Here is a 20104-nt window from a genome sequence, read left to right on the forward strand (position 1 = left end):
GTTCTGCGTAGTGGGTGGGGCGGCGCGGCTGAGCGGTACAGGCGGCATCTGGGATACTGTTGCGCCAGCTTCCCCGCCCAGATCGTCATGTCCAAACCTTCCGGTCCGCGCCGTTCCCCGGTCGAGAAAGCCGCCCGCCGCGCGCAGGGCACGCCGATCCATGCGCAGCTGCGCGACGGCGATGGTCGCGTGCTCGCCGGTGCGACGTTGGAAGACGGCGAATGGACAATGGTGCTGGCCGGCCGCCCCGTGGCGAGTACGCCGAGCGCCGCGATGCTGCTGGCGATGCTGCGTCACACCGCCGCGGTGCAGGGGCGGGCCGGTGTGCGGACCCGGCTGTCGGTCTCGAAGGTGCTCGACGCAGCCGCGTGCGCGGAGGCGCAGGCGGCCGGTCGCACGCTCGCCGCGCATCTGGACTGGCTCGAGGCCGAGCGGCGCACGCGCAATGATCCGGCCCCGGCACTGCACTGAGCCGGAGAGGTTGGGCACGGCCTGCTGAACGATGAACTGTGCAGGTGGCGTCGACGGTGTGGATGGCCACCGCCGTTATCATTCTCGGCTAGTCCAATCGATACGCCTGTGATGGTTCGCCTCCGTCTGATGCCCGCCCTGGTCCTGTTGCCGTTGGCCGCTGCGTTGCTGGTCGGCTGCGGGCGCAATGCGCGCGAGGACGTGCCGTTCATGGGCGAATCGTTCGACGCCGACGACATCTATTCGCGCACCTACGATCTGCCGCCGGCCCAGGCCTGCAGCGCCGCGCGCTTGGCGCTGCTGGGGCAGGGCTACGCAGTCGGCAAGGCAGGGGACGACGCGGTCGAGGCGACCAAGAACTTTCAGCCCGAGGACGAGGTGCACACCCAGCTGTCGGTGCGTGTGTCGTGTGTGCCGCGCGGCAGCGACCGGACGCTGTTGTTCGTCAGCGCGCTGCTCGACCGCTACGTGCTGCGCAAGAGTTCCAACTCGGCGAGCCTCGGCGTCGGCGCGCTCGGTTCGTTGTCGGTGCCGATCGGCAGTCGCGAGGATTCGCTGGTGCGCGTGGCCAGCAGCACCGTGCAGGATGCCGGCTTCTACCGCCGGTTCTTCGAGCGCGTCGGCTACTACGTGCCGAACTCGACGGACGGCGATCGGCGCTCGCCGACGCCTCAGGTCGGTGAGGATCCGCCGCCCGACGATCTGCACCGTCCGGCGCGGGACGACGCACCGCGCTGAGCCCCGGCTGCGAGCGAACTGCTACAGTCGCCCGGTCCATCGCCGCTGGGGTTGTGTCTGGTGAATGCCGTGCTGGAGGGGTCCGAAGCGTCGTCCGCTGCGCCGGAGCTGCGGGTCATCGCGCGGCTGCGCGACAACGGCCGGCTCAAGGACGTCGATCTCGCCCGTGCGCAACGCCTGCATGCCGAGGCGGGGGGCAGCCTGCTGGGGCTACTGGGCCGGCTGGGCCTGGTGTCCGAGCGCGACCATGCCGAAGCCTGTGCTGCGGAGTTCGAGCTGCCGCTGCTGGCCGGGCGCGAGCTGCCTGACGAACCGCCCGAAGCTGCCGAAGGCGCGACGCCGCTGTCGGTGCGCTTCCTGCGCCAGTTCCATGTACTGCCGATCGGCGAACAGGACGGCCGTCTGCGCCTGTGGATGTCCGATCCCTATGACGGCTACGCACTTGATGCCGTGCGCCTGGCGACCGGGCGCGAGCCGGTGCCGGCGGTGGGCCTGCGGTCGGAGATCGACGATGCGATCGAGCGCTGGCATGGCCAGGGTCGCAGCGCGATGGGCACGATCGTCGAGTCGGCCGACGGCGAGGGTGGCGGCGATGTCGACGATGTCGAGCACCTGCGCGATCTGGCATCCGAGGCGCCGGTGATCCGGCTGGTCAATCTGGTGATCCAGCGCGCGGTGGAACTGCGTGCCTCCGACATCCACATCGAACCGTTCGAGAGCCGGCTCAAGGTCCGCTACCGCGTCGACGGCGTGCTGATCGACGGCGAGAGCCCGCCGGTCAATCTGACGGCTGCGGTCATCAGCCGCATCAAGATCATGGCCCGGCTCAACATCGCCGAGCGTCGCCTGCCGCAGGACGGACGCATCATGCTGCGCGTGCAGGGCAAGGAGCTCGACCTGCGCGTGAGCAGCGTGCCGACCGCGCATGGCGAGAGTGTGGTGATGCGCCTGCTCGACCGCGAGACGGTGGTGTTCGACTTTCAGCGGCTGGGCTTCGACGGCGAATTCCTGCCGCAGTTCCAGAAGGTGCTCGACCAACCGCACGGCATTCTGCTGGTGACCGGCCCGACCGGCTCGGGCAAGACGACGACGCTCTACACCGCGCTGTCGCAGCTCAACACGCCGGACGTGAAGATCATTACGGTCGAGGACCCGGTCGAGTACCAGATCGAAGGCATCAACCAGATCCAGGCCAAGCCGCAGATCGGTCTGGACTTCGCCAATGCGCTGCGCTCGATCGTGCGCCAGGATCCGGACATCATCATGATCGGTGAGATGCGCGACCTGGAAACCGCGCGGATCGCAATCCAGTCGGCGCTGACCGGCCACTTGGTGCTCAGCACGCTGCACACCAACAACGCCGCCGGCGGCATCACCCGCATGCTCGACATGGGCGTGGAGGATTACCTGTTGACGTCCACGGTCAACGGTATCCTGGCCCAGCGCCTGGTGCGCCGGCTCGAGCCGACACACGCGGTGCGCTATGCGGCCTCGCCCGAAGAGATCGAGCGCTTCGAACTGCGCCGCCATCAGCCCGAGGGCGAGATCCACCTCTACCGCCCGGGCCCGTCGGCCGCGGCGCCGACCGGCTACCTCGGGCGCACGACGATCGTCGAGTTTCTGGTCATGAACGACGAGATGCGGCGCGCGGTGATGCGCCATGCGGGCATGGGCGAGCTCGAAGACCTCGCGCGCCGCGCTGGTATGCGCACGATGTACGAGGACGGCATCGCCAAGGCCCTGCGCGGGCTGACGACGATCGAGGAAGTGCTGCGGGTGACGGAGGAGGCGTGATCGAGACGCCGTGCTGGAATGGAATAGCCGGGGGGGAGGCATGAGCAGGACGGCGTGGGGTTGTCTGCTGGTCGCCCTTCTGGCGGCCTGTGGCGGGGAGCGCAAAGCGGGTGATGAGGCTGCACGCGCGACTCCCATAGAAGGCGTCGCGGAGCCGCCGGGGGTCGAACCCTCGGCCGCTGCGATCGGGACCTCGTCGGGACATGGGCTCGTTGCCGGTGAGAGCGGCGTACCGGGCAAGCGGACGGCGCCCGTCACGGTGCCCGGCGACCAAGCAGTGCGATCGGATGTCGAAGAGACGACTGGCCTGACCGCATCGTCAGAGTCGACGGCGCGTGTCCCAGACCCGGCGCCCTCGCCGGCGGAATCACGCTTCCTGCAAGGCGGCGCGTTGCGTGCCGATGCGTTTGAGGCGGCCAACGATGGGCCGGGATGGGATGCGGTCGTCCGCGATTTCGAGCGCGATGGGTTGGTGGATCCGGATGCGCGGGATCTTCATCTGCTGTTCGGTGAATGGCTTCGCAGTTCACTGGCGAGATACGATTTCGTGCCGGCTGGTTTTGGCTGCGGCCGAAGCCTTTGCGCCGCGACGATTGCGTTCGACGCACCGGACGCCCGCCAGCGCTACGATGCCTGGCGTGACGTCGGCTTCGATCCTCCGATGTCGGTTCCGGTGTTCGCGGATTCGCTTTTCATCTCGCCGGACGGTCGTCGAGAGATGCGGATTCTGTTCTCGACCGATCCCGCAACCTCAGCCATCAAGGTCCGTTGAAAAAGGCGGCAATGACCCTCTACCGCTACAAGGCCCTCAACACCCGCGGCGAAGTGCTCGACGGCACCATGGATGCCGCCAGCGAGGCCGAGGTCGCGCTGCGCCTGCAGGAGCAGGGGCATCTGCCGGTGGAGGCGCGCCCGGCGAGCGAGGCGCGTGGGCTCGGCGATTGGCGGGCGGCGTTCAAGCCCAAGCCGTTCTCCGGGCAGCGGCTGGTGCAGTTCACCCAGCAGCTGGCAACGTTGCTGCATGCCGGGCAGCCACTCGACCGCGCCCTGACGATCCTGCTCGATCTGCCCGAGGAACCGGAGGCCAAGCGCACGATCACCGAACTGCGCGACGCGGTGCGCGGCGGTGTATCGCTGTCGACGGCGCTCGAGCGCCAGCACGGCACCTTCTCGCGGCTGTACGTGAACATGGTGCGCGCGGGTGAGGCCGGTGGCAGCCTGGAGGACACGTTGCAGCGGCTGGCTGACTATCTCGAACGCGCGCGCGCCTTGCGCGGCCGGGTGGTCAATGCGCTGATCTATCCCGCGATCCTGATCGTCATGGTCGGCGCCTCGCTGATGTTCTTGCTGGGCTACGTCGTGCCGCAGTTCGCGGCGATGTACGACAGCCTCGATGCCGAACTCCCCGTATTCACGCGCCTGGTGCTCGGCGTTGGCAGCTTCGTGCGCGACTGGTGGATCGTGCTGTTGATCGTGCCGGTGGTCGCGGCCTACGCCTTCGCACTGAAGCTGCGCGACGCCCGGTTCCGCGCGCGCTTCGATGCCTGGCTGCTCGAGCGCCGTCTGGCCGGCCCGCTGGCCGCGCGCATCGAAACTGCGCGACTGGTGCGAACGCTGGGCACGTTGTTGCGCAACGGCGTGCCGCTGATCACGGCGCTGGGCATCGGCCGTAACGTGCTGGGCAACCTGGCGCTAGCGGCCGATGTCGAGGCGGCGGCTGCGGAGGTCAAGAACGGCGTCGGGCTGTCCTCGGCACTCGCGCGTGGCGGCCGGTTCCCGCGACTTGCGATCCAGATGGTCCAGGTCGGCGAGGAATCGGGCGCCCTCGATGCGATGCTGATGCGCACCGCCGACACCTTCGATCAACAGACCGGGCAGTCGCTCGACCGCATGCTCGCGGCCCTGGTGCCCGCGATCACGATGCTGCTTGCCCTGGTGGTGATGGTGGTGATCCTGGCGGTACTGGTGCCGATCTACGACCTGACCAGTGTGATCGGGTGAGACGCCGCCCGTCGTGATCGGCGATTCGTGAGCAGCGGATCCCCTCGTCCCTGAGATCTTCGCGCGTTCCGGCGACGGATCGCGCGGCGTCGATCACCGCGTGCTGCGTGGACGCGCAGTACGCGCAGGCTCGCGCCAGCGCAGCCACAGCAGCACGGTCGCGGCGCCTGCGCTCGCCACGCCCCACAGGCCGACGGCGCCGTGCGCCGGGCCCCAGACGTGCATGCACACCCAGGCCGCGAGCGTCAGCGCGAGTCCGCCTGCCCAGCGCAAGGCGCGCCGGCGCGCAGGCGTGGGCGTGCCGCCGAGCACTGCAGCGTGGTGGCGGTCCATCGCCAGCGCCAGCGCGGCGAAGCCGGCGGCCGCGAGCAGGATGGCCAGCACGAGCAGGGCGGCGCTCATGCCGGCACCTGCGCATCGCCGACGCGCGCGCGCCGTGGCGGTCGTACGGGGGCGCGGCGCGCGTGGCGATCGACTGCCCAAGCCATCCAGCCCAATATCGCGCCAAGGACCAGGAGGCCGATGTCCATCGTCGCCATCGCCGTGTCGCCAGCGGCGAGATTGGCGAACAGCCCATGGCGCGTCGCGATCAGGTTGTAGACCGGCAGCGCTGCGAACAGCAGGGCGCCGACCGCCAGTTGCTCGCGCCAGGCCGCGACCGGCCGGCGCACGCAGGCGTGCAGCACGCACGCCAGCCAGAACAGGAAGAACAAGTGGATCTCCCATTGCGCACGCTCGGCCATGCCGGTGGGCAGCAGCCGGTTGGCCCAGAAGAACACTGCCATCGCGGCCGGCAGGCCGGCGACGAAGCCGATGTTGAGCGATTCGACCAACCGGAAGCCGACGTGCGGGCGTGCCGGGTCGGGCAACTGCGCGCGCCGTTTCACCGTCCACAGCACCAGCCCACTGGCGACCATCAGCGTGCCGGCCAGGCTCGACAGGAAGAACAGCCAGCGCATGGTCATCGGTGCGAAGCGCGCCGCATGCAGCCCGACCATGCCGTCGCGGGTGTCGGCCGCCGCGCCTTGCGGCGGTGTGCGCCAGACGAGCTCGCCGCTGGTACCGGAGAACGCCATCGACTCGTAGTCATAGAGGATGCGGGCATCGGTACTGCGCGAGGCCACGACCTGCGCGGCGGCATCGCCGGGCAGGTCGATGCGCAGCGTGTCGACGCGATCGGGCTGCCAGCCTGCGGCGGCGCGGACGCGCATCGCCTCGACGTCGCCCAGCGGTGCCGGCGTGCCACTGCGCTCGACAGTCGGTGCCTGCGGGAACAGTTCGGCGTAGAACGCCTGCTCGTCGGCGTAGCGGGCATCGATGCCGAACGGCATGTACAGCGCCATCAGCGTGATCAGGCCGGTGTAGGTGATCATCAGATGGAACGGCAGCGCCAGCACCGCCAGTGCGTTGTGGCCGTCGAGCCAGCTGCGCTGGCCCTTGCCGCGGCGGAAGGTGAAGAAGTCGGCGAAGATCTTGCGGTGCGTGACCACGCCGCTGACGATCGCCACCAGCATGAACATCGCGCAGATGCCGGCCAGCCAGCGTCCCCACAGCACCGGCATGTAATGCATGTCGAAATGCAACCGGTAGAAGAAATCGCCGCCGCGGGTGTCGCGGACCGCGACCGCGTGGCCATTGGCATCCAGCCAGGTGCGCGAAGCGTATGCCTCGCGGAACGACTGCCCCGGCATGCGCCACGATACCTGGGTGCCGGTGGTGCGCGGCCCGGGCAACTGCACGGTCCACGCGTCCGCGCCCTGGGCGTGCGTTTCCAGCCAGGCCAGCGCCTGGCGAGTGGCGGTCGCGGCGTCGACCGGCGCGCCCAGTTCGGGCGTCATCCAGCGGGTGATTTCCTCGCGCCAATAGGCGCTGGTGCCGGTCAGGAACATCGCATAGAGCACCCAGCCCACCAGCAGACCGCTCCAGGTGTGCAGCCAGGCCTGCGACTGGCGAAAACCGCGGCTCATGCCGGTGCCCCGGTCAGCGCCACGACCGTGCCCGCCACGGCCGCGATACCCGCCAGCCACAGTCCGGCGCGCAAGCCGTCGCGCGCAGCGAACGTGGCCATCACACCGGCCGCGAACAGCGCGAACGACAGCAGTGTGGCGGTCACCGCGGCCGACAGTGCGCCACCGGGCAGCAGCCGTGCGATCGCCACGACGCACAGGGCCGTGGCCGCGTAGTTGCCGGGCACCGCGACCAGCACGCGGCACACCACATCCAGACGGACGGCGATCGGTGTCCGGGCGCGCTGGGCACGGGCGGTCAAAGGAGCGGGGGTGGGCATTGCGGGCGTCAGGCAGGGCGGCGGTGGCGATGATATCAAATGCGAATCATTTACAACTAGGTGATCGAGCAGGACGGCGGCTCCGATCGTGCTGATGCCGGGCTTCCCGGTCGGTCGTCCGTGCGGCATACAATCCGGACTCGATCCCAAGACGAGGCAGCGCCCCATGCACCACTCCCTCCGATCGCGTCGCGGGGTCCGCAAGACGCAACAGGGCGGTTTCAGCCTGATCGAGATCATCCTGGTCGTCGTGCTGATCGGCGGCATCGTCGCCTTCGCCGCGAGCCGGATCCTGGGCGGCGGAGACCGCGCGCGGGTCAACCTGGCCAAGGCCCAGGTGCAGACCCTGGCCGAGAAGGTCCACCAGTTCGAGATGGACACCGGCCGCTTGCCCAACGCTTTGAACGATCTGGTCGTCCAGCCCGGCGATGCTGGTGGCTGGCTCGGGCCGTACGCGAAGGAAGGCGAGCTCCGCGACCCCTGGAACACGCCCTACGAGTTCCGCGCGCCGGGCGACGGCCAGCCCTTCGAGATCGTCAGCTTCGGCGCCGACCGCAAGCCTGGCGGCGACAGCGTCAACGCCGATATCCGCTACGAATGATCCCGCGGCGGCCGCGACCGTCGGCGCCGCGGCCGCCCCCTGGCCGCGCGGCGCCGGGATGCCAGCGCGGCTTTTCGCTGTTGGAGGTCCTGCTGGTCGTCGGCCTGATCGCAGTGACCGGCGTGCTCGCCGCGGCCGCGATGAGCGGCGGCTTCGACCGCATCGCGCTGCAGTCGACCGCCAAGGAACTGGCCGCGCAGTTGCGATACACGCGGACCCAGGCGATCGTGACCGGTGAGCCGCAGCGCTTCGTGCTCGATCCCCAGGCGCGCACTTGGCGGGCGCCCAACGGCCGGCATGGCGAGATCCCGGCCAAGCTCGATGTCGAATTCACCGGCGCACGCGAATTGCAGACCTCACACAGCGAGGGCGCGATCGTGTTCTTCGCCGACGGTGCGGCCACTGGCGGCCGCATCCGGGTGATGCTGCGCGGCGCGGCCTGGCAGGTCGATGTCGCCTGGCTGACCGGCGAAGTCCGGCTGGGCCGAGGCGAGCAATGAATCGCCCGGGCGCAGGACGCGGCCAGGCCGGCTACACGCTGATCGAGGTCATCGTGGCCTTCGCCGTGCTGGGGTTGGGCCTAATGCTGTTGCTGGGTACCTTGTCCAACGGCACCCGGCAGGTTCGCTGGGCGGCCGATGCCGGGCGCGCTGCATTGCATGCACGTTCGCTGCTCGACGGCGTCGGCCTGTCGATCCCGGTCGTGCCGGGCCAGACCAATGGCGACTTCGAGGATGGCCGCTACCGCTGGACGCTCGCGATCGCGCCGTACGTCGATCCCGACCTGCCGCCCGCAGCGCCGCTCGCGCAGGGCGGACCGCAGTTGTACGAACTGACGCTGGCGATGGACTGGGGCGAGGCCGGCCCGCGTGAGCGCCTGCAGGTGCGTACGCTGCGGCTGCATGCGTCCGACCCGACTGGCCTGGCGGTGCCATGAGCCGTCCGATCCGCGGCTTCACGCTGATCGAAGTGCTGGTGGCGACCGCGTTGCTGGCCGCCGGCCTCGCGCTCGCACTCACTACGCTGCGCGCAGCGACTGCGACCGTCGAGCGCGGCGAGACGCTGGCCCAGCGCAGCGAGCGCATGCGCGCGGTCGAAGGTTTCCTGCGCCGCCGGATCGCCTCGGCGCTGCCGATCGGCTTCGAGGTCGACGACACCACGGGTGAGCCGCTGCGTTTTGTCGGCGAAGCGCAGCGGTTGCGCTTCGTCGCCGATCTTCCTGACTACCTGGGGCAGGGCGGGCCGCACCTGCATGACCTCGCGGTCGACGACGACGGCAAGCCGCAGCGCCTGACCGCGGCGTTCGCGATGGTGCTGGGCGGACGCACGGTCGAAGAGGCCGCGCCGCGCCCGCCCGAACCGCTGATCGACGATCTGACTGCACTGCGCCTGCGCTATCGCGGGTTCGATGCGACCGGCGCGCTCGGCGAATGGGGCGAGCGCTGGGGGCCGGCAACTTTGCCGTTGCAGGTCGAGATCGCGATCGAGACCGAACGCGATGGCGCCTGGCCGCTGCTGGTCGTCACCTTGCCGCAGGGTAGCGGGCAGCCCGCGCAGGAGGCCGTGCCATGAGCCGGAGCCGCGGCGCGGCCCTGCTGCTGGTGTTGTGGTTGATCGTGCTGTTGTCGGCGCTGGTCGGCGCCTTCGCGCTCACCGCCCGCATCGAGAACCAGCAGGGGCGCGTGCTGGCACGCGGCACCGTGGGCGATGCCGCCGCGCGTGCCGGGCTCGAGTACGCGCTGATGCGGCTCGCATTGCCGGACCAGGCCCTGCGCTGGCAGCCCGATGGCCGGCCCTATGCCTGGCAGTTCCACGACATGGCCGTGGAGATCCGGATCGTCGACGAAACCGGGAAGGTCGATCTCAACGCGGCTGGCGGCGACTTGCTGGCTGCGCTGTTGCATGCGGTGGGCGCCGAGCCCGATGTGGCGGCGCAGGTGGCCGGCGCGATCGTCGACTGGCGCGACGAGGACGACCTGGTGCAGCCGGTGGGCGGCGCCGAACGCGCCGAGTACGCGGCGCAGGGGCGCGCCTATGGCGCCAAGAACGCGCCGTTCGAAACCGTGGCCGAAGTCCAGCAGGTGCTCGGGATGACGCCGGCGCTGTTCGAGGCGGTGTCGCCGCACCTGACCGTCTACGGCCGCCTGCCGTCGCCCGATCCGCAATTCGCCGATGCGGTGGTGCTGCAGGCGATGGGCGTCGACGCCGACCCGATTCTGGCCGCGCGCGCGGCCACCGGTGCACTGCTGGCCGAGGCGGTGCTGGGCGGCGGCAGCGGCACGTATAGTATCGACAGCCGTGCGCGGCTCGAAGGGGGACGGAGCGCGCGGCTGCGGGCAGTGGTCAGGACCGGCGCTGGCGCCGTACCGGGCACGGCATATAGCGTGCTGCGTTGGGAGGAGGGAGCTTCACCACGATGATGTCCGCAACACCCGCATCACCGGGCGCGTCGGCGCCGCCGCGCCGTGGCTGGCGCCCGGACGGGCGAACCTGGGCCCGCGTCCGCAGCGCCTTGGCATGGTGGCGCACCGCGCTCGCGGCCTGGTTGCCGCCGCGCGTGCGCGACCTGTTCGGACTGTCCGGCCGCCGCCTCCTGCTGCAGCCGCAGGGCGACAGCCTGCGCCTGGTCCTGCATGAAGCGCGCGACACACGTGAGCTGGCGCAGGTGCCGCTTGCCGAACTGGCAGGGCGCGCTGGCGACCCGCTGGCGACATTGCTGGGCGAACGCCTGGCCGGGACGCCGCGCTGGCTGCTGCTGCCGGCCCAGGCAGGATTACGCAGGCGCATGCTGCTGCCCGAAGCCGCCGCCGATCGCCTGCACGACGTGCTGGGCTTCGAGATCGACCGGCAGACGCCGTTCGCCGCTGGTGACGTGCGGCATGGGCACCGTCTTTTGGGGCGTCGAGGCGATGGCCAACTCGAGGTCGAGTTGGTGGTAGTGCCGCGGGCGACGATCGAAGCCGAACTCGCGGCGCTCGGCAGCTTGGCGCCGACGCTCGCCGGCATCGACCTGGCCGAGGGCGACCGCCCGCTCGGGGTCGATCTGATCGACGCCGAGCGCAGGCGCCACCGCGAAGATCCCCAGCGCCGGCTGCAATGGCTGCTCGCGGCGATCGCCGTGTTGCTGACGGTGGCCGGCCTGTGGCAGATGCGCGAGAACCGCGCCGCCGCGGCCGATGCCTTGCAGGCGAAAGTCGAAACCGAGGCGATCCGCGCGCGTGCGGCGTCTGCGCAGCGCCAGCAACTGGCCGACCTGCGCGAGGGCATGGCGTTTCTGCAGGCCCAGCGGGCTGCGCGGCCGACCACGGTCGCTGTCCTCGACGAATTGAGCCGTCGGCTGCCCGACAGCACCTCGCTGGAAAAGGCGGCGATCGAGGGCGATCGGATTCTGCTGATTGGCCTGAGCACCGAGGCCTCGGCGCTGGTCGGACAACTGGAGGGGTCGCCGCTGTGGCATTCGCCGGCGCTCGCCGGGGCGTTGCAGAACGATCCGCGGACGCGCTCGGACCGCTTCACGTTGACCGCCGAACTTGCACCGCCGCCCGCGCCCACCGCGCCGCCACCGCAGGAGGCCGCCCGTGCCGACGATGCCCGATAGCCCGGAGCCCGCGCGCGACCGCTGGCTGGCGCTGGGGCTGCTGCTGGGCGCGCTGCTGCTCGCTTACCTGGTGCTGCTGCACCCCTGGTGGACGCAGCCGATGCAGGAACTGGGCGCGCGCATTGACTCGTTGCAGGAGCGCGAACTGCGGATTCGCCGTGAACTCGAGCAGGCGCCGCAGGTGCGCGCCGAACTTGAGCGCGCGCGCGAGGCGATGGCCGCGGCGCCCGGCTTCATGCCGCATGCGAGCGTGGAGCTGGCGACGGCCGCCCTGGTGCAGCGGCTCGAGAATGCGGTGCTCGAGGCCAGTCCCGGCAACCGCAGTTGTGCGATCAGCAACCGCTCGCCGCTGGCCGGCGGCCGCAACGACCGCTACCCGCGTGCGACCGTGCAAGTGCGGCTGCGCTGCGGTATGCCGGAGCTCGCCGCGGTGCTGCATTCGCTCGAAGCGGGAACGCCCCGATTGTTCGTCGACAACCTCAACATTCTCAGCCAGCGGCACACGCTGGCAGCGGGCGCCCCCAGCGGCGGCGTCGATGTGAGTTTCGATCTGTCGGGCTATGTGTTGCCGGGTCCATCCGCACCTGCGGCGGCGCCCAGCGCGGAGGCGGCGACCGATGCGGGTTGATCGGCTCAATCCCCGGACCTGGGTGATCGGCGCCGTCGCGGCGTGGGCGCTGCTGTTCCTGGTGCTGACCTTGGCCGGGCTGGGCGGGCGCATCGGCCAGCGCGAGGACGAGGGCGACCCGTCGGCGGTGACCGCGCCGGCGATGCCGGATGTCGCGCCCCAGCCACCGCTGTCGCAGTACGGGGAGATCGCGGCGCGGCCGCTGTTCTCGGCCGATCGCAAACCGCATCCCTTCTTCATCGACCCACAGGACGAAGGCGGCGAGGCCGCGCCGGGCTTCGACTTCGTGTTGACCAGCGTGTTGCTGACGCCCGATTTCGCGATGGCGATCCTGCAGCCCAGCGGAGGCGGCGAATCGATCCGCCTGCGCATCGGCGAGGCGCCACCGACCACGCCCGGCTGGGTGCTCGGCAGCGTGGACGCGCGCAGCGTCGTGTTCAACGGCCCCGAGGGCCCGCGCACGCTGGAACTGCGCGTGTTCGACGGCACCGGCGGCCAGCCGCCGACCCCGATGACCACGCCGGTCGCGCAGGACCGTGCTGTGCAGATGCCGCTGCGCCGGCCGCCACCCGCGACGGATCCGCCGCCTCCCGATGTTCCGCAGGCCGGCGATGCCGGACGCGCCCAGGCCCGGAACGCTGCGCGCAACCGCGCACCATCAGGTGGTGCGCAGACGGCCGGCAACGACGTGGCCGCGACGGCGGAGGCGCAGGTCGAGGCGATCCGTCGCCGGATCGAGGAGCGGCGCGCGCGCCTGCGCCAGGAACAACAACAGCAACAGCAGCAATCACCATCCTTCCGGCCGCCGGCCCCGCCGAAGCCGTCGCCCACCCCCGTCCAGGATCCGTAGACTCCAGTCGATGAAGCCTCTTTCGATGACTCCCGCCCTTCCGTCCAGGACGCTCGCGATCGGCATCTGCATCGCGTTGCTCGCCGGCTGCGCCACGGCGCCGCCGCCGACCGTTCGGCGCGACGCCGATCTTCGCCAGGGGGTGGAGGCGGATGCCACGGGCGTGGCCGACGGGCCGCGCGTGCAGTCGCTGGTCGACGACGACGACCGGCCGCGTCCGCAGATCCGTCGCGGCAGCGGCACGGTGATCAATCGCGGCGCCGCAGCGGCGCCGCCGCCGACGCTCGGCGGCACCACCACCGGGCAGGCCTCGTTCAATTTCGAGGGCGAATCGGTGCATGCGGTCGCCAAGGCGATTCTCGGCGACATGCTCGGCCAGAACTATGTCATTGCGCCGGAAGTGCAGGGCACGGTCACGCTGGCGACGCCCAAGCCGGTGAGCGCGGCGCAGGCGCTGAGCCTGCTGGAAATGGTGCTGGGCTGGAACAACGCCCGGATGATCTACAGCGACGGCCGCTACAACATCGTGCCGGCCGACACCGCGCTCGCCACCGGCACGGTCGCGCCGCGTACCGGCGGCACCGGGGCTGCGCGCGGCTTCGAGGTGCGCACGGTGCCGCTGCGCTACATCTCGGCGACCGAGATGGAGAAGGTGCTCGAGCCCTACGCGCGCCCGAACGCGATCGTCGGCGCCGACAACGCGCGCAACGTCATCACGATCTCGGGCAGCCGCTCCGAACTCGACAACTACCTGCGCACGATCGAGATTTTCGACGTCGACTGGCTCTCGGGCATGTCGGTCGGCGTGTTCCCGCTGCAGTCGGGCAAGGCTACGCAAGTGGTCGCGGACCTCGAAAAGGTGTTCGGCCAGGACAGCGAATCGCCGGTCGCAGGCATGTTCCGATTCATGCCGCTTGAAGGCGCAAACGCGGTGCTGGTGATCACGCCGCAGGCCGATTACCTGGGCGAGATTCAGCAGTGGCTCGAGCGCATCGACAACGCCGGCCAGGAGCCGCGGTTGTTCTCGCTCGAACTGAAATTCATCAAGGCGCGCGAGCTTGCGCAACGCTTGTCGGAGGTGTTCGGCGGCAGTGGTGGCAGCAGCGGCCAGGACAGCGCCTCGTTGATGCCGGGCCTAAGCGGCAACACGCTGCGTAGTGGCGGTGTCGACAGCAGCACGTCGGGCGGCCGCGGCGGGCTCGATTCGTCGACGGGCGGCCTGGGCAGCAACTCCGGGATGGGCGGCGGCCGTGGGGGCATGCGCGGTGGCGGCGGCAGCGGGGGCGACATTGGCCAGATGCAGCTCGACGAGCGCCAGGAAGGCCCCAGCAGCGTGACGCTGGAGGTCGGCGGCGACCGCGTCGGCGTGTCGGCGGTCGACGAGACCAATACGCTGCTCGTGCGCACCACACCGGCTGCGTGGCGGTCGATTCGCGACGTCGTCGAACGGCTCGACGTGATGCCCGCGCAGGTGCACATCGAGGCGCAGGTGGTGGAGGTGCTGCTGCGCGGTGAGCTCGAGTACGGCGTCAACTGGTTCATCGAAAAGGGGATGTCCGACAACAGCATTGGACCCTTTGGTCCCAGAGGCGGCGTGTCGGGTGTCGGTGGCCCAACCCGCTGGAGCACACTGGGCGCCAGCGTCGGTGGCGTATCGGGACCTGGCCTGGCCTGGACGCTGGTCAAGAACGACGCCGCTGCAGTCATTCGTGCGCTTGACGATGTCACCGACGTCAACATCCTGCAGTCGCCATCGGTGTTCGTGCGCAACAACGCGATGGCCGAGTTCAACGTCGGCGCGAGCATTCCGATCTCGTCGAGCAGCATCAATCCGATCCTCGGCGACAGCAGCTACACCAATGTGCAGTACCTGGAGACCGGCACAATCTTGAAGGTGCGGCCGCGCGTGACCCGCGACGGCATGGTGTTCCTGGACATCGTGCAGGAGGTCAGCTCGCCGCAGCCGCAGAACACTGCCGATGAGCTGGGCAATGTGCGAATCGATACTCGTCGGCTGAAGACCGAGGCGGCTGTGCAGGCCGGCGATACGGTGATGCTGGCCGGCCTGATCCGCGACGAGGTGTCGAAGTCGTCCTCGGGGATTCCCGGCCTGAGCCGGATTCCGGTGATCGGCAGCCTGTTCGGCTCGCAGGCGACGAGCAACGAGCGCAGCGAAGTCATCGTCCTGCTGACGCCGACGATCGTGCGCAATCCGCAGGAAGCGCGCCAGCTGACCGACGAGTACGGCCGCCGCTTCCGCGCGCTGCAGCCGCTGCAGCCGCGCAACTGATATGACTGGGGACGCGCGCCGATGACGGCGTTGCCGGTTGTGTTGCTGCCGGTTGGGCACGACGACGATGCGCTCGACGCCTGCCTGGCCGCGCTCGACGCCGGCACGCCTGCCGGCACGCAGGTGTGGCTGGCCGACGATGCGCGCATCGGGCCGCGCGGCGCGCAGATCGTGCAGCGCTGGCTGGCCAGCACGCCGTTGCAGGCTGATTACACCTGCCGTCAGCGCGGCGTCGGCGAGGTCGCGCACCTGGACGACGTGCTGCGCGCCTGCGGCGATGCCGATGTCGTCGTGCTCGCGCCCGATGCCGTGCCGCTGCCCGGCTGGCTGGTCGAGTTGGCCGCGTGCTTCGCGCGTGACGCCTCGATCGCGACCGCGACGCCCTGGTGCAATGCCGGCGAGGCGGCGTCGTGGCCCCGCATCGGCGAGATCGCGCCGGTACCGGACGATCCGCTGCGCCTCGCGCGTGCCTGCCAGCAGTTGCCGCCCATGCATCCCGAACTGCCGGCTGCGATCGACCACGCAGTGCTGCTGCGCGGCAACGCCCGGCGCAAGGCGGGCGGGCTGGACGCCGCGAGTTACGGGTCCTGGTATGCCGCGCTGATCGACCTGTCGCTGCGCATGGCCGGCCTGGGCTGGCGCAACGCGTTGTGCGAGACCGCGTTCGTCGCGCGCGGCGGCGAGGGCGGTCCGCGCGAGGGCGACATGGACGCGCTCGCGGCCCGCTGGCCCGCCTGGCATGCGCGGCTGGCGACGTATCTGATGGATGACCCGCTGCATGCCTGCCGCGCGCAGCTGCAGCGAGGCTATGCCGCACTCGAAAATGCACCGACCCAGCAGGGGTTGTTCGCCGCGCACGACCTCACCGAAATGGGTGATGGGCCAGCAGGCGACGACGCAACCTCAAGCCGGCATACCGCATCCGGGGCGCCGGACGGCACGGCTTCGCCCAAGGACGCAGCGGCCACGCAGACCGAGGCCGGGGCCTCCCCTCGATGAGCGCATCTTCGACTCCGATACGTGCGCCCGATGTGGTCGCCGTGGTCGTCACCCACCAGAGCGCGAGCACGATCGATGCCTGCCTGCGCCGCCTGCGTGAGGCCGATGGGGTGGCGCAGATCCGGATCGTCGACAACGGGTCGATCGACGAGACCTTGGCGATCGTGCAGCGGCACGCCTCGCTCGATCCGCGTGTGCATTTCATCGGCAATCCGGACAATCCCGGTTTTGCGGTCGCCTGCAACCAAGGCGCGCGCGATGCCGATGCGCCGTGGATCGCCTTCATCAATCCCGATTGCCTGGTCGAGGTGGACGCGCTGACGCGGCTGCGCGCGCATGCCGACGCGCTTGGCAATGATTGTCTGCTGGGCAGCGAACTGCTCGGCGAGGACGGCGTGGCCGATCCGGCCGCCCGGCGCCGGGATCCCGATTTCGTCGCGATGCTGCGCACCGCATCCGCTCGCGATCTGTCACTGCCGCGCGCGCCGCAGCCGCTGCAGCGCGTGGACGCGGTATCGGGCGCGCTGATGCTGCTGCCGCGCACGCTGTTCGATCGCATCGACGGGTTCGACACCGGCTACCGGTTGCATGCCGAGGACCTCGACCTATGCCGCCGCGCCCGCGAGGCGGGCGCTACGGTCGCGGTCGCCAATGACGTCGCGGTGCTGCACGTGCGCGGCGTCTCCAGCCGCGCGCGACCGCTGTTCGTCGAGTGGCACAAGCACCGCGGCCTGTGGCGCTACTTCCGCCGCTTCGAGGCGCCACACCGCAGTCTCGCCCAGCGCGTTGGCGTGTGGTTGGCGATCTGGCTGCGCTTCCCGCTGGCCGTGTTGCGCCGGCTGTAGCCGTGGACCGAAGCGTTCCGCGGCCGGTGAGCGATGCAGGCGCTTTCGCCACCGCCCACGCGCTAGGCTAGCCGGGCTCTTTTCGCGGACCGCCCCATGCCGATCATCCAGTCCCTGCTCGACACCGACCTGTACAAGTTCACGATGATGCAGGCGGTGCTGCACCAGCACCCCGGTGCGCACGTCGAGTACCGGTTCAAGTGCAGGACCCCGGGCATCGACCTGGCGCGCTATCTGGACCAGATCGAGCAGGAGATCGACGCGCTGTGCGCGCTGCGCTTCACCGATGACGAACTGGCCTATGTGCGCGGCCTGCGCTTCATCAAGCCCGACTTCGCCGACTTCCTCGGGCTGTTCCGGCTCGACCGCAAGTACATCGAACTGCGGTCGTCGGCATCGGTGCCGGGCGAGATCGAACTCGACATCCGCGGCCCCTGGCTGCACACGATCCTGTTCGAAGTGCCGCTGCTGGCGATCGTCAACGAGGTCTGGTTTCGCAACACCTCGGCGCCGGATTTCGCCGAGGGCGAGCGCCGGTTGCAGGCAAAGGCTGCGCTGTTGCGCGATACGCCCGGCTTCGACGATTGCAAGGTCGCCGACTACGGCACGCGGCGCCGCTACTCGCGGCAGTGGCACGGCCACATGCTGCCGTTGTTGCGCGACGCACTGGGTGCGCAGTTCGTCGGCACCAGCAACGTCGATTTCGCGCGCCGCTACGGCATGACGCCGCTGGGCACGATGGCGCACGAGTACCTGCAGGCGTTCCAGGCGCTCGGGCCGCGGTTGCGCGACTCGCAGGTCGCGGCGCTCGAGGCCTGGGCGCACGAGTATCGCGGCGACCTGGGCATCGCGCTGTCGGACGTGGTCGGTCTGGACGCGTTTCTGCGCGATTTCGACATGTACTTCTGCAAGCTGTTCGACGGCGTGCGCCACGATTCGGGCGACCCCTTCGTCTGGGGCGACCGCATGCTTGCGCATTTCCAGCACAACCGCGTCGATCCGGCGAGCAAGACCCTGGTCTTCAGTGACGGCCTGGATTTTGCCAAAGTGATGCGGCTCCACGACCACTTCCGCGGCCGCTGCCAGGTCGCGTTCGGGGTGGGCACGCACCTGACCAACGACCTCGGCCCGACGCCGCTGAACATCGTCATCAAGATGGTCCGCTGCAACGGCCAGCCAGTGGCCAAGCTCAGTGATTCGCCGGGCAAGAGCATGTGCGACGACCCCGGTTACCTGAGCTATCTGCGCCAGGTGTTCGGGGTGGCCAAGACGTTGGACTGACCGGCTGCGCCAGCTTCCGCGGCGGGTGTTTCCAGGTGCGATACTCCCGGGCACGCGAGGCAGCGTAGGGGGCAACGCATGCAGCAGACGGGGTGGGATCGGCAGCCGCAGGCGCTGGAGTCCGGGGACATGGACGCGGTCTGTCCGCGTTGCGCGAACACGGACGGGCAGCGCATCGACTGGCGCTTCATCGGCGACGCGCTGCGCCGGGACGTCTTCAGCCTCGAGCACGGCATCGTGCACACGCTGGTCTGGCTGCTGCTGCGGCCCGGCAGGGTGATTGGTGACTATCTGGCTGGCCGGCGCGCCGGGTACGCCAAGCCGCTGTGGCTGCTGGTGTCCACGGCCGCGCTGGTGGTGCTGCTCAACCGCCTGTTGCCGGGGACAGGCACGATGGCCGACTTCAATGCCGGCGCGCAGGCCGCCATCGGTGCCCAACCCGCCGCGCCCGACAACGCCGAACGGGCAGTGGCACTGCTGCGTGGGCTCGGCACGTGGGCGGCGGCGAATCTGAGCATCCTGACCCTGCTGCTGGTGCCGCTCGAAGCGGCCGCCTTGAAGCTGGCGTTCTGGCGTGCCGCCCGGCTGAACTATCCCGAGTGGCTGACGATCACCGCATTCCTGACCGCACAGACATTCCTGCTTTGGTCGATCGGCATCGCGTTGCGTGGGGTGTTCCCGCACGCGGAACTGTGGGCGACGCGACTGGCGATGGGCTGGTTCCTCTACAGCCTGATCCGCAGTTTCGACGGCCTGCCGTGGTGGAACGCGCTGTTGCGCGGCGCGGTCGGGCTTGCGCTGTATGTCGCCGGTGCGTCTGTGGCGGTCGGTCTGGTGGTCCTCGCTGTGGTCCTGGTCGTGTCGGCGGGCTGACGCCGCGCGATCAGCGGACGCTGCGGATCTGGTCGCGCAACTGACGCGCGCTCCGCGCCGCGGCCTCGGCGTAGTCGTCGCCGCTCGACGCGTAGAGGATCGCGCGCGAGGAGCTGACCATCAATCCGGTGCCGTCGGCGCTCCTGGCGTGGGTCACGACCGCCTCGACATCGCCGCCCTGTGCGCCGACGCCCGGCACCAGGAACGGCAGATCGCCGACGATCGCCCGGACCTCGCGCAACTGGGCCGGCCAGGTCGCGCCGACGACCAGGGCGCAGTTGCCGTGCGCGTTCCAGTCACGCGCGATCGTCTCGGCGACATGCTGGTACAGCGGGCGCGTGGCGCCGCCCTGCGCGACCGGCAGATCCTGCAGATCGGTGGCGCCGGGATTGGAGGTGCGGCACAGGATCACCACGCCCTTGTCTTCGCGGTCGAGGAACGGCTGCACCGAGTCGCGGCCCAGATACGGATTCACCGTAACCGCATCGGCGGCGTAGCGCTCGAAGGCCTCGCCCACGTACTGCTGGGCGGTGCTGCCGATATCGCCGCGCTTGGCGTCGAGAATCACCGGCACGTCGGGATGCTGGGCATGCAGGTGCGCGATCAGCCGCTGGAGTGCAGCCTCGGCGCCGAGCGCGGCGAAGTGCGCGATCTGCGGCTTGAACGCGCAGGCGTACTCGGCCGTCGCATCGGCGATGTCGCGGCAGAAGGCGAACACCGCATCCGGGTCGCCGGAAAACCGGGCCGGAAACTTCGCAGGTTCGGGGTCCAGCCCCACGCAGACCAGCGTATCGGCGGCCTGCCAGCGCGCGCGCAGCGCCTGCATGAAAGAGCGGGGCATGGTGGTC

At 70.0% G+C, this 20104-nt stretch carries 21 protein-coding genes and 1 pseudogene; 18 read left to right on the forward strand and 4 right to left on the reverse strand.

Annotation, left to right across the window (positions count from 1 at the left end):
- The first annotated feature begins 87 nt into the window (after positions 1 to 87).
- From WAF18_RS04325 to WAF18_RS04345, 5 genes are all read left to right on the forward strand, one after another.
- Entirely contained in the window at positions 88 to 471 is a 384-nt protein-coding gene (locus tag WAF18_RS04325) for a hypothetical protein (RefSeq protein WP_337244042.1), read from the forward strand.
- 210 nt (positions 472 to 681) lie between these two features.
- Positions 682 to 1209 (forward strand): DUF2242 domain-containing protein, encoded by a 528-nt coding sequence (locus WAF18_RS04330; protein WP_183427952.1) that lies wholly within the window; start codon positions 682 to 684, stop codon positions 1207 to 1209.
- Positions 1210 to 1269: 60 nt separating this feature from the next.
- Positions 1270 to 3003 (forward strand): type II secretion system ATPase GspE, encoded by a 1734-nt coding sequence (gene gspE, locus WAF18_RS04335; RefSeq protein ID WP_337244043.1) that lies wholly within the window; start codon positions 1270 to 1272, stop codon positions 3001 to 3003.
- A 40-nt stretch (positions 3004 to 3043) separates the two neighbouring features.
- Positions 3044 to 3775 carry a hypothetical protein gene (locus WAF18_RS04340; RefSeq protein WP_337244044.1) on the forward strand — a complete coding sequence of 244 codons (732 nt, stop codon included), beginning with the start codon at positions 3044 to 3046 and terminating at the stop codon, positions 3773 to 3775.
- Between the two features lie 11 nt (positions 3776 to 3786).
- The gene (locus tag WAF18_RS04345) at positions 3787 to 5004 is read left to right on the forward strand and encodes a type II secretion system F family protein (RefSeq protein WP_337244045.1); all 1218 of its coding nucleotides are present in this window, start codon (positions 3787 to 3789) and stop codon (positions 5002 to 5004) included.
- Positions 5005 to 5097: 93 nt separating this feature from the next.
- Here the strand turns inward: WAF18_RS04345 and WAF18_RS04350 are convergent, their stop codons facing one another.
- From WAF18_RS04350 to WAF18_RS04360, 3 genes are read right to left on the reverse strand one after another with little or no spacing between them, the layout of a single operon-like run.
- Entirely contained in the window at positions 5098 to 5406 is a 309-nt protein-coding gene (locus WAF18_RS04350) for a DUF3325 domain-containing protein (protein ID WP_337244046.1), read from the reverse strand.
- The gene (locus WAF18_RS04355; protein WP_337244047.1) at positions 5403 to 6971 is read right to left on the reverse strand and encodes a PepSY-associated TM helix domain-containing protein; all 1569 of its coding nucleotides are present in this window, start codon (positions 6969 to 6971) and stop codon (positions 5403 to 5405) included. The genes WAF18_RS04350 and WAF18_RS04355 overlap by 4 nt, the downstream gene beginning before the upstream one ends.
- The gene (locus WAF18_RS04360) at positions 6968 to 7291 is read right to left on the reverse strand and encodes a hypothetical protein (protein WP_337244048.1); all 324 of its coding nucleotides are present in this window, start codon (positions 7289 to 7291) and stop codon (positions 6968 to 6970) included. The genes WAF18_RS04355 and WAF18_RS04360 overlap by 4 nt, the downstream gene beginning before the upstream one ends.
- Positions 7292 to 7457: 166 nt before the next feature.
- Here WAF18_RS04360 and gspG point away from each other — a divergent pair, with 166 nt between their 5' ends.
- The 13 genes and pseudogenes from gspG (at position 7458) to WAF18_RS04425 (ending at position 19256) form a co-directional block, all read left to right on the forward strand.
- A complete protein-coding gene (gspG, locus tag WAF18_RS04365; protein ID WP_337244049.1) occupies positions 7458 to 7892 on the forward strand; it encodes a type II secretion system major pseudopilin GspG in 435 nt (144 codons plus the stop codon).
- Positions 7889 to 8392, forward strand: coding sequence for a GspH/FimT family pseudopilin (locus WAF18_RS04370; RefSeq protein WP_337244050.1), 504 nt, complete (start codon positions 7889 to 7891; stop codon positions 8390 to 8392). The genes gspG and WAF18_RS04370 overlap by 4 nt, the downstream gene beginning before the upstream one ends.
- The gene (locus WAF18_RS04375; RefSeq protein ID WP_337244051.1) at positions 8389 to 8829 is read left to right on the forward strand and encodes a prepilin-type N-terminal cleavage/methylation domain-containing protein; all 441 of its coding nucleotides are present in this window, start codon (positions 8389 to 8391) and stop codon (positions 8827 to 8829) included. Before WAF18_RS04370 ends, WAF18_RS04375 begins: the two co-directional genes overlap by 4 nt.
- Positions 8826 to 9464: a prepilin-type N-terminal cleavage/methylation domain-containing protein gene (locus WAF18_RS04380; protein WP_337244052.1), complete on the forward strand. Its 639-nt coding sequence runs from the start codon at positions 8826 to 8828 to the stop codon at positions 9462 to 9464. Before WAF18_RS04375 ends, WAF18_RS04380 begins: the two co-directional genes overlap by 4 nt.
- Positions 9461 to 10312, forward strand: coding sequence for a type II secretion system minor pseudopilin GspK (locus WAF18_RS04385; protein WP_337244053.1), 852 nt, complete (start codon positions 9461 to 9463; stop codon positions 10310 to 10312). Before WAF18_RS04380 ends, WAF18_RS04385 begins: the two co-directional genes overlap by 4 nt.
- Positions 10309 to 11490: a PilN domain-containing protein gene (locus tag WAF18_RS04390; RefSeq protein ID WP_337244054.1), complete on the forward strand. Its 1182-nt coding sequence runs from the start codon at positions 10309 to 10311 to the stop codon at positions 11488 to 11490. The genes WAF18_RS04385 and WAF18_RS04390 overlap by 4 nt, the downstream gene beginning before the upstream one ends.
- Positions 11480 to 12118, forward strand: coding sequence for a type II secretion system protein GspM (gene gspM / locus WAF18_RS04395; RefSeq protein WP_337244055.1), 639 nt, complete (start codon positions 11480 to 11482; stop codon positions 12116 to 12118). Before WAF18_RS04390 ends, gspM begins: the two co-directional genes overlap by 11 nt.
- Positions 12108 to 12968 carry a hypothetical protein gene (locus WAF18_RS04400; RefSeq protein WP_337244056.1) on the forward strand — a complete coding sequence of 287 codons (861 nt, stop codon included), beginning with the start codon at positions 12108 to 12110 and terminating at the stop codon, positions 12966 to 12968. The genes gspM and WAF18_RS04400 overlap by 11 nt, the downstream gene beginning before the upstream one ends.
- A gap of 25 nt (positions 12969 to 12993) precedes the next feature.
- The gene (gene gspD, locus WAF18_RS04405) at positions 12994 to 15258 is read left to right on the forward strand and encodes a type II secretion system secretin GspD (RefSeq protein ID WP_337244057.1); all 2265 of its coding nucleotides are present in this window, start codon (positions 12994 to 12996) and stop codon (positions 15256 to 15258) included.
- Positions 15259 to 15279: 21 nt separating this feature from the next.
- Positions 15280 to 16062: pseudogene (locus WAF18_RS04410) on the forward strand (glycosyltransferase); the annotation flags it as partial.
- 191 nt (positions 16063 to 16253) lie between these two features.
- The gene (locus WAF18_RS04415) at positions 16254 to 17102 is read left to right on the forward strand and encodes a glycosyltransferase family 2 protein (protein WP_337244058.1); all 849 of its coding nucleotides are present in this window, start codon (positions 16254 to 16256) and stop codon (positions 17100 to 17102) included.
- A gap of 96 nt (positions 17103 to 17198) precedes the next feature.
- A complete protein-coding gene (gene pncB, locus WAF18_RS04420; RefSeq protein ID WP_337244059.1) occupies positions 17199 to 18383 on the forward strand; it encodes a nicotinate phosphoribosyltransferase in 1185 nt (394 codons plus the stop codon).
- A gap of 129 nt (positions 18384 to 18512) precedes the next feature.
- A complete protein-coding gene (locus WAF18_RS04425; RefSeq protein WP_337244060.1) occupies positions 18513 to 19256 on the forward strand; it encodes a DUF3667 domain-containing protein in 744 nt (247 codons plus the stop codon).
- Positions 19257 to 19266: 10 nt separating this feature from the next.
- Here WAF18_RS04425 and pyrF read toward each other — a convergent pair whose 3' ends face one another.
- Entirely contained in the window at positions 19267 to 20097 is an 831-nt protein-coding gene (pyrF, locus tag WAF18_RS04430) for an orotidine-5'-phosphate decarboxylase (protein WP_337244061.1), read from the reverse strand.
- Positions 20098 to 20104 lie beyond the last annotated feature (7 nt).

It is taken from the genome of Luteimonas sp. gir (assembly GCF_037198055.1).
Classification (GTDB): domain Bacteria; phylum Pseudomonadota; class Gammaproteobacteria; order Xanthomonadales; family Xanthomonadaceae; genus Luteimonas; species Luteimonas citri_A.

Coding starts and splice junctions, on each gene's coding strand:
- WAF18_RS04325 (WP_337244042.1), top strand. CDS start 88: ATGTCCAAACCTTCCGGTCCGCGCCGTTCCCCGGTCGAGAAAGCCGCC.
- WAF18_RS04330 (WP_183427952.1), top strand. CDS start 682: ATGGGCGAATCGTTCGACGCCGACGACATCTATTCGCGCACCTACGAT.
- WAF18_RS04340 (WP_337244044.1), top strand. CDS start 3,044: ATGAGCAGGACGGCGTGGGGTTGTCTGCTGGTCGCCCTTCTGGCGGCC.
- WAF18_RS04345 (WP_337244045.1), top strand. CDS start 3,787: ATGACCCTCTACCGCTACAAGGCCCTCAACACCCGCGGCGAAGTGCTC.
- WAF18_RS04350 (WP_337244046.1), bottom strand. CDS start 5,406: ATGAGCGCCGCCCTGCTCGTGCTGGCCATCCTGCTCGCGGCCGCCGGC.
- WAF18_RS04355 (WP_337244047.1), bottom strand. CDS start 6,971: ATGAGCCGCGGTTTTCGCCAGTCGCAGGCCTGGCTGCACACCTGGAGC.
- WAF18_RS04360 (WP_337244048.1), bottom strand. CDS start 7,291: ATGCCCACCCCCGCTCCTTTGACCGCCCGTGCCCAGCGCGCCCGGACA.
- gspG (WP_337244049.1), top strand. CDS start 7,458: ATGCACCACTCCCTCCGATCGCGTCGCGGGGTCCGCAAGACGCAACAG.
- WAF18_RS04370 (WP_337244050.1), top strand. CDS start 7,889: ATGATCCCGCGGCGGCCGCGACCGTCGGCGCCGCGGCCGCCCCCTGGC.
- WAF18_RS04375 (WP_337244051.1), top strand. CDS start 8,389: ATGAATCGCCCGGGCGCAGGACGCGGCCAGGCCGGCTACACGCTGATC.
- WAF18_RS04380 (WP_337244052.1), top strand. CDS start 8,826: ATGAGCCGTCCGATCCGCGGCTTCACGCTGATCGAAGTGCTGGTGGCG.
- WAF18_RS04385 (WP_337244053.1), top strand. CDS start 9,461: ATGAGCCGGAGCCGCGGCGCGGCCCTGCTGCTGGTGTTGTGGTTGATC.
- WAF18_RS04390 (WP_337244054.1), top strand. CDS start 10,309: ATGATGTCCGCAACACCCGCATCACCGGGCGCGTCGGCGCCGCCGCGC.
- gspM (WP_337244055.1), top strand. CDS start 11,480: ATGCCCGATAGCCCGGAGCCCGCGCGCGACCGCTGGCTGGCGCTGGGG.
- WAF18_RS04400 (WP_337244056.1), top strand. CDS start 12,108: ATGCGGGTTGATCGGCTCAATCCCCGGACCTGGGTGATCGGCGCCGTC.
- gspD (WP_337244057.1), top strand. CDS start 12,994: ATGACTCCCGCCCTTCCGTCCAGGACGCTCGCGATCGGCATCTGCATC.
- WAF18_RS04415 (WP_337244058.1), top strand. CDS start 16,254: ATGAGCGCATCTTCGACTCCGATACGTGCGCCCGATGTGGTCGCCGTG.
- pncB (WP_337244059.1), top strand. CDS start 17,199: ATGCCGATCATCCAGTCCCTGCTCGACACCGACCTGTACAAGTTCACG.
- WAF18_RS04425 (WP_337244060.1), top strand. CDS start 18,513: ATGGACGCGGTCTGTCCGCGTTGCGCGAACACGGACGGGCAGCGCATC.
- pyrF (WP_337244061.1), bottom strand. CDS start 20,097: ATGCCCCGCTCTTTCATGCAGGCGCTGCGCGCGCGCTGGCAGGCCGCC.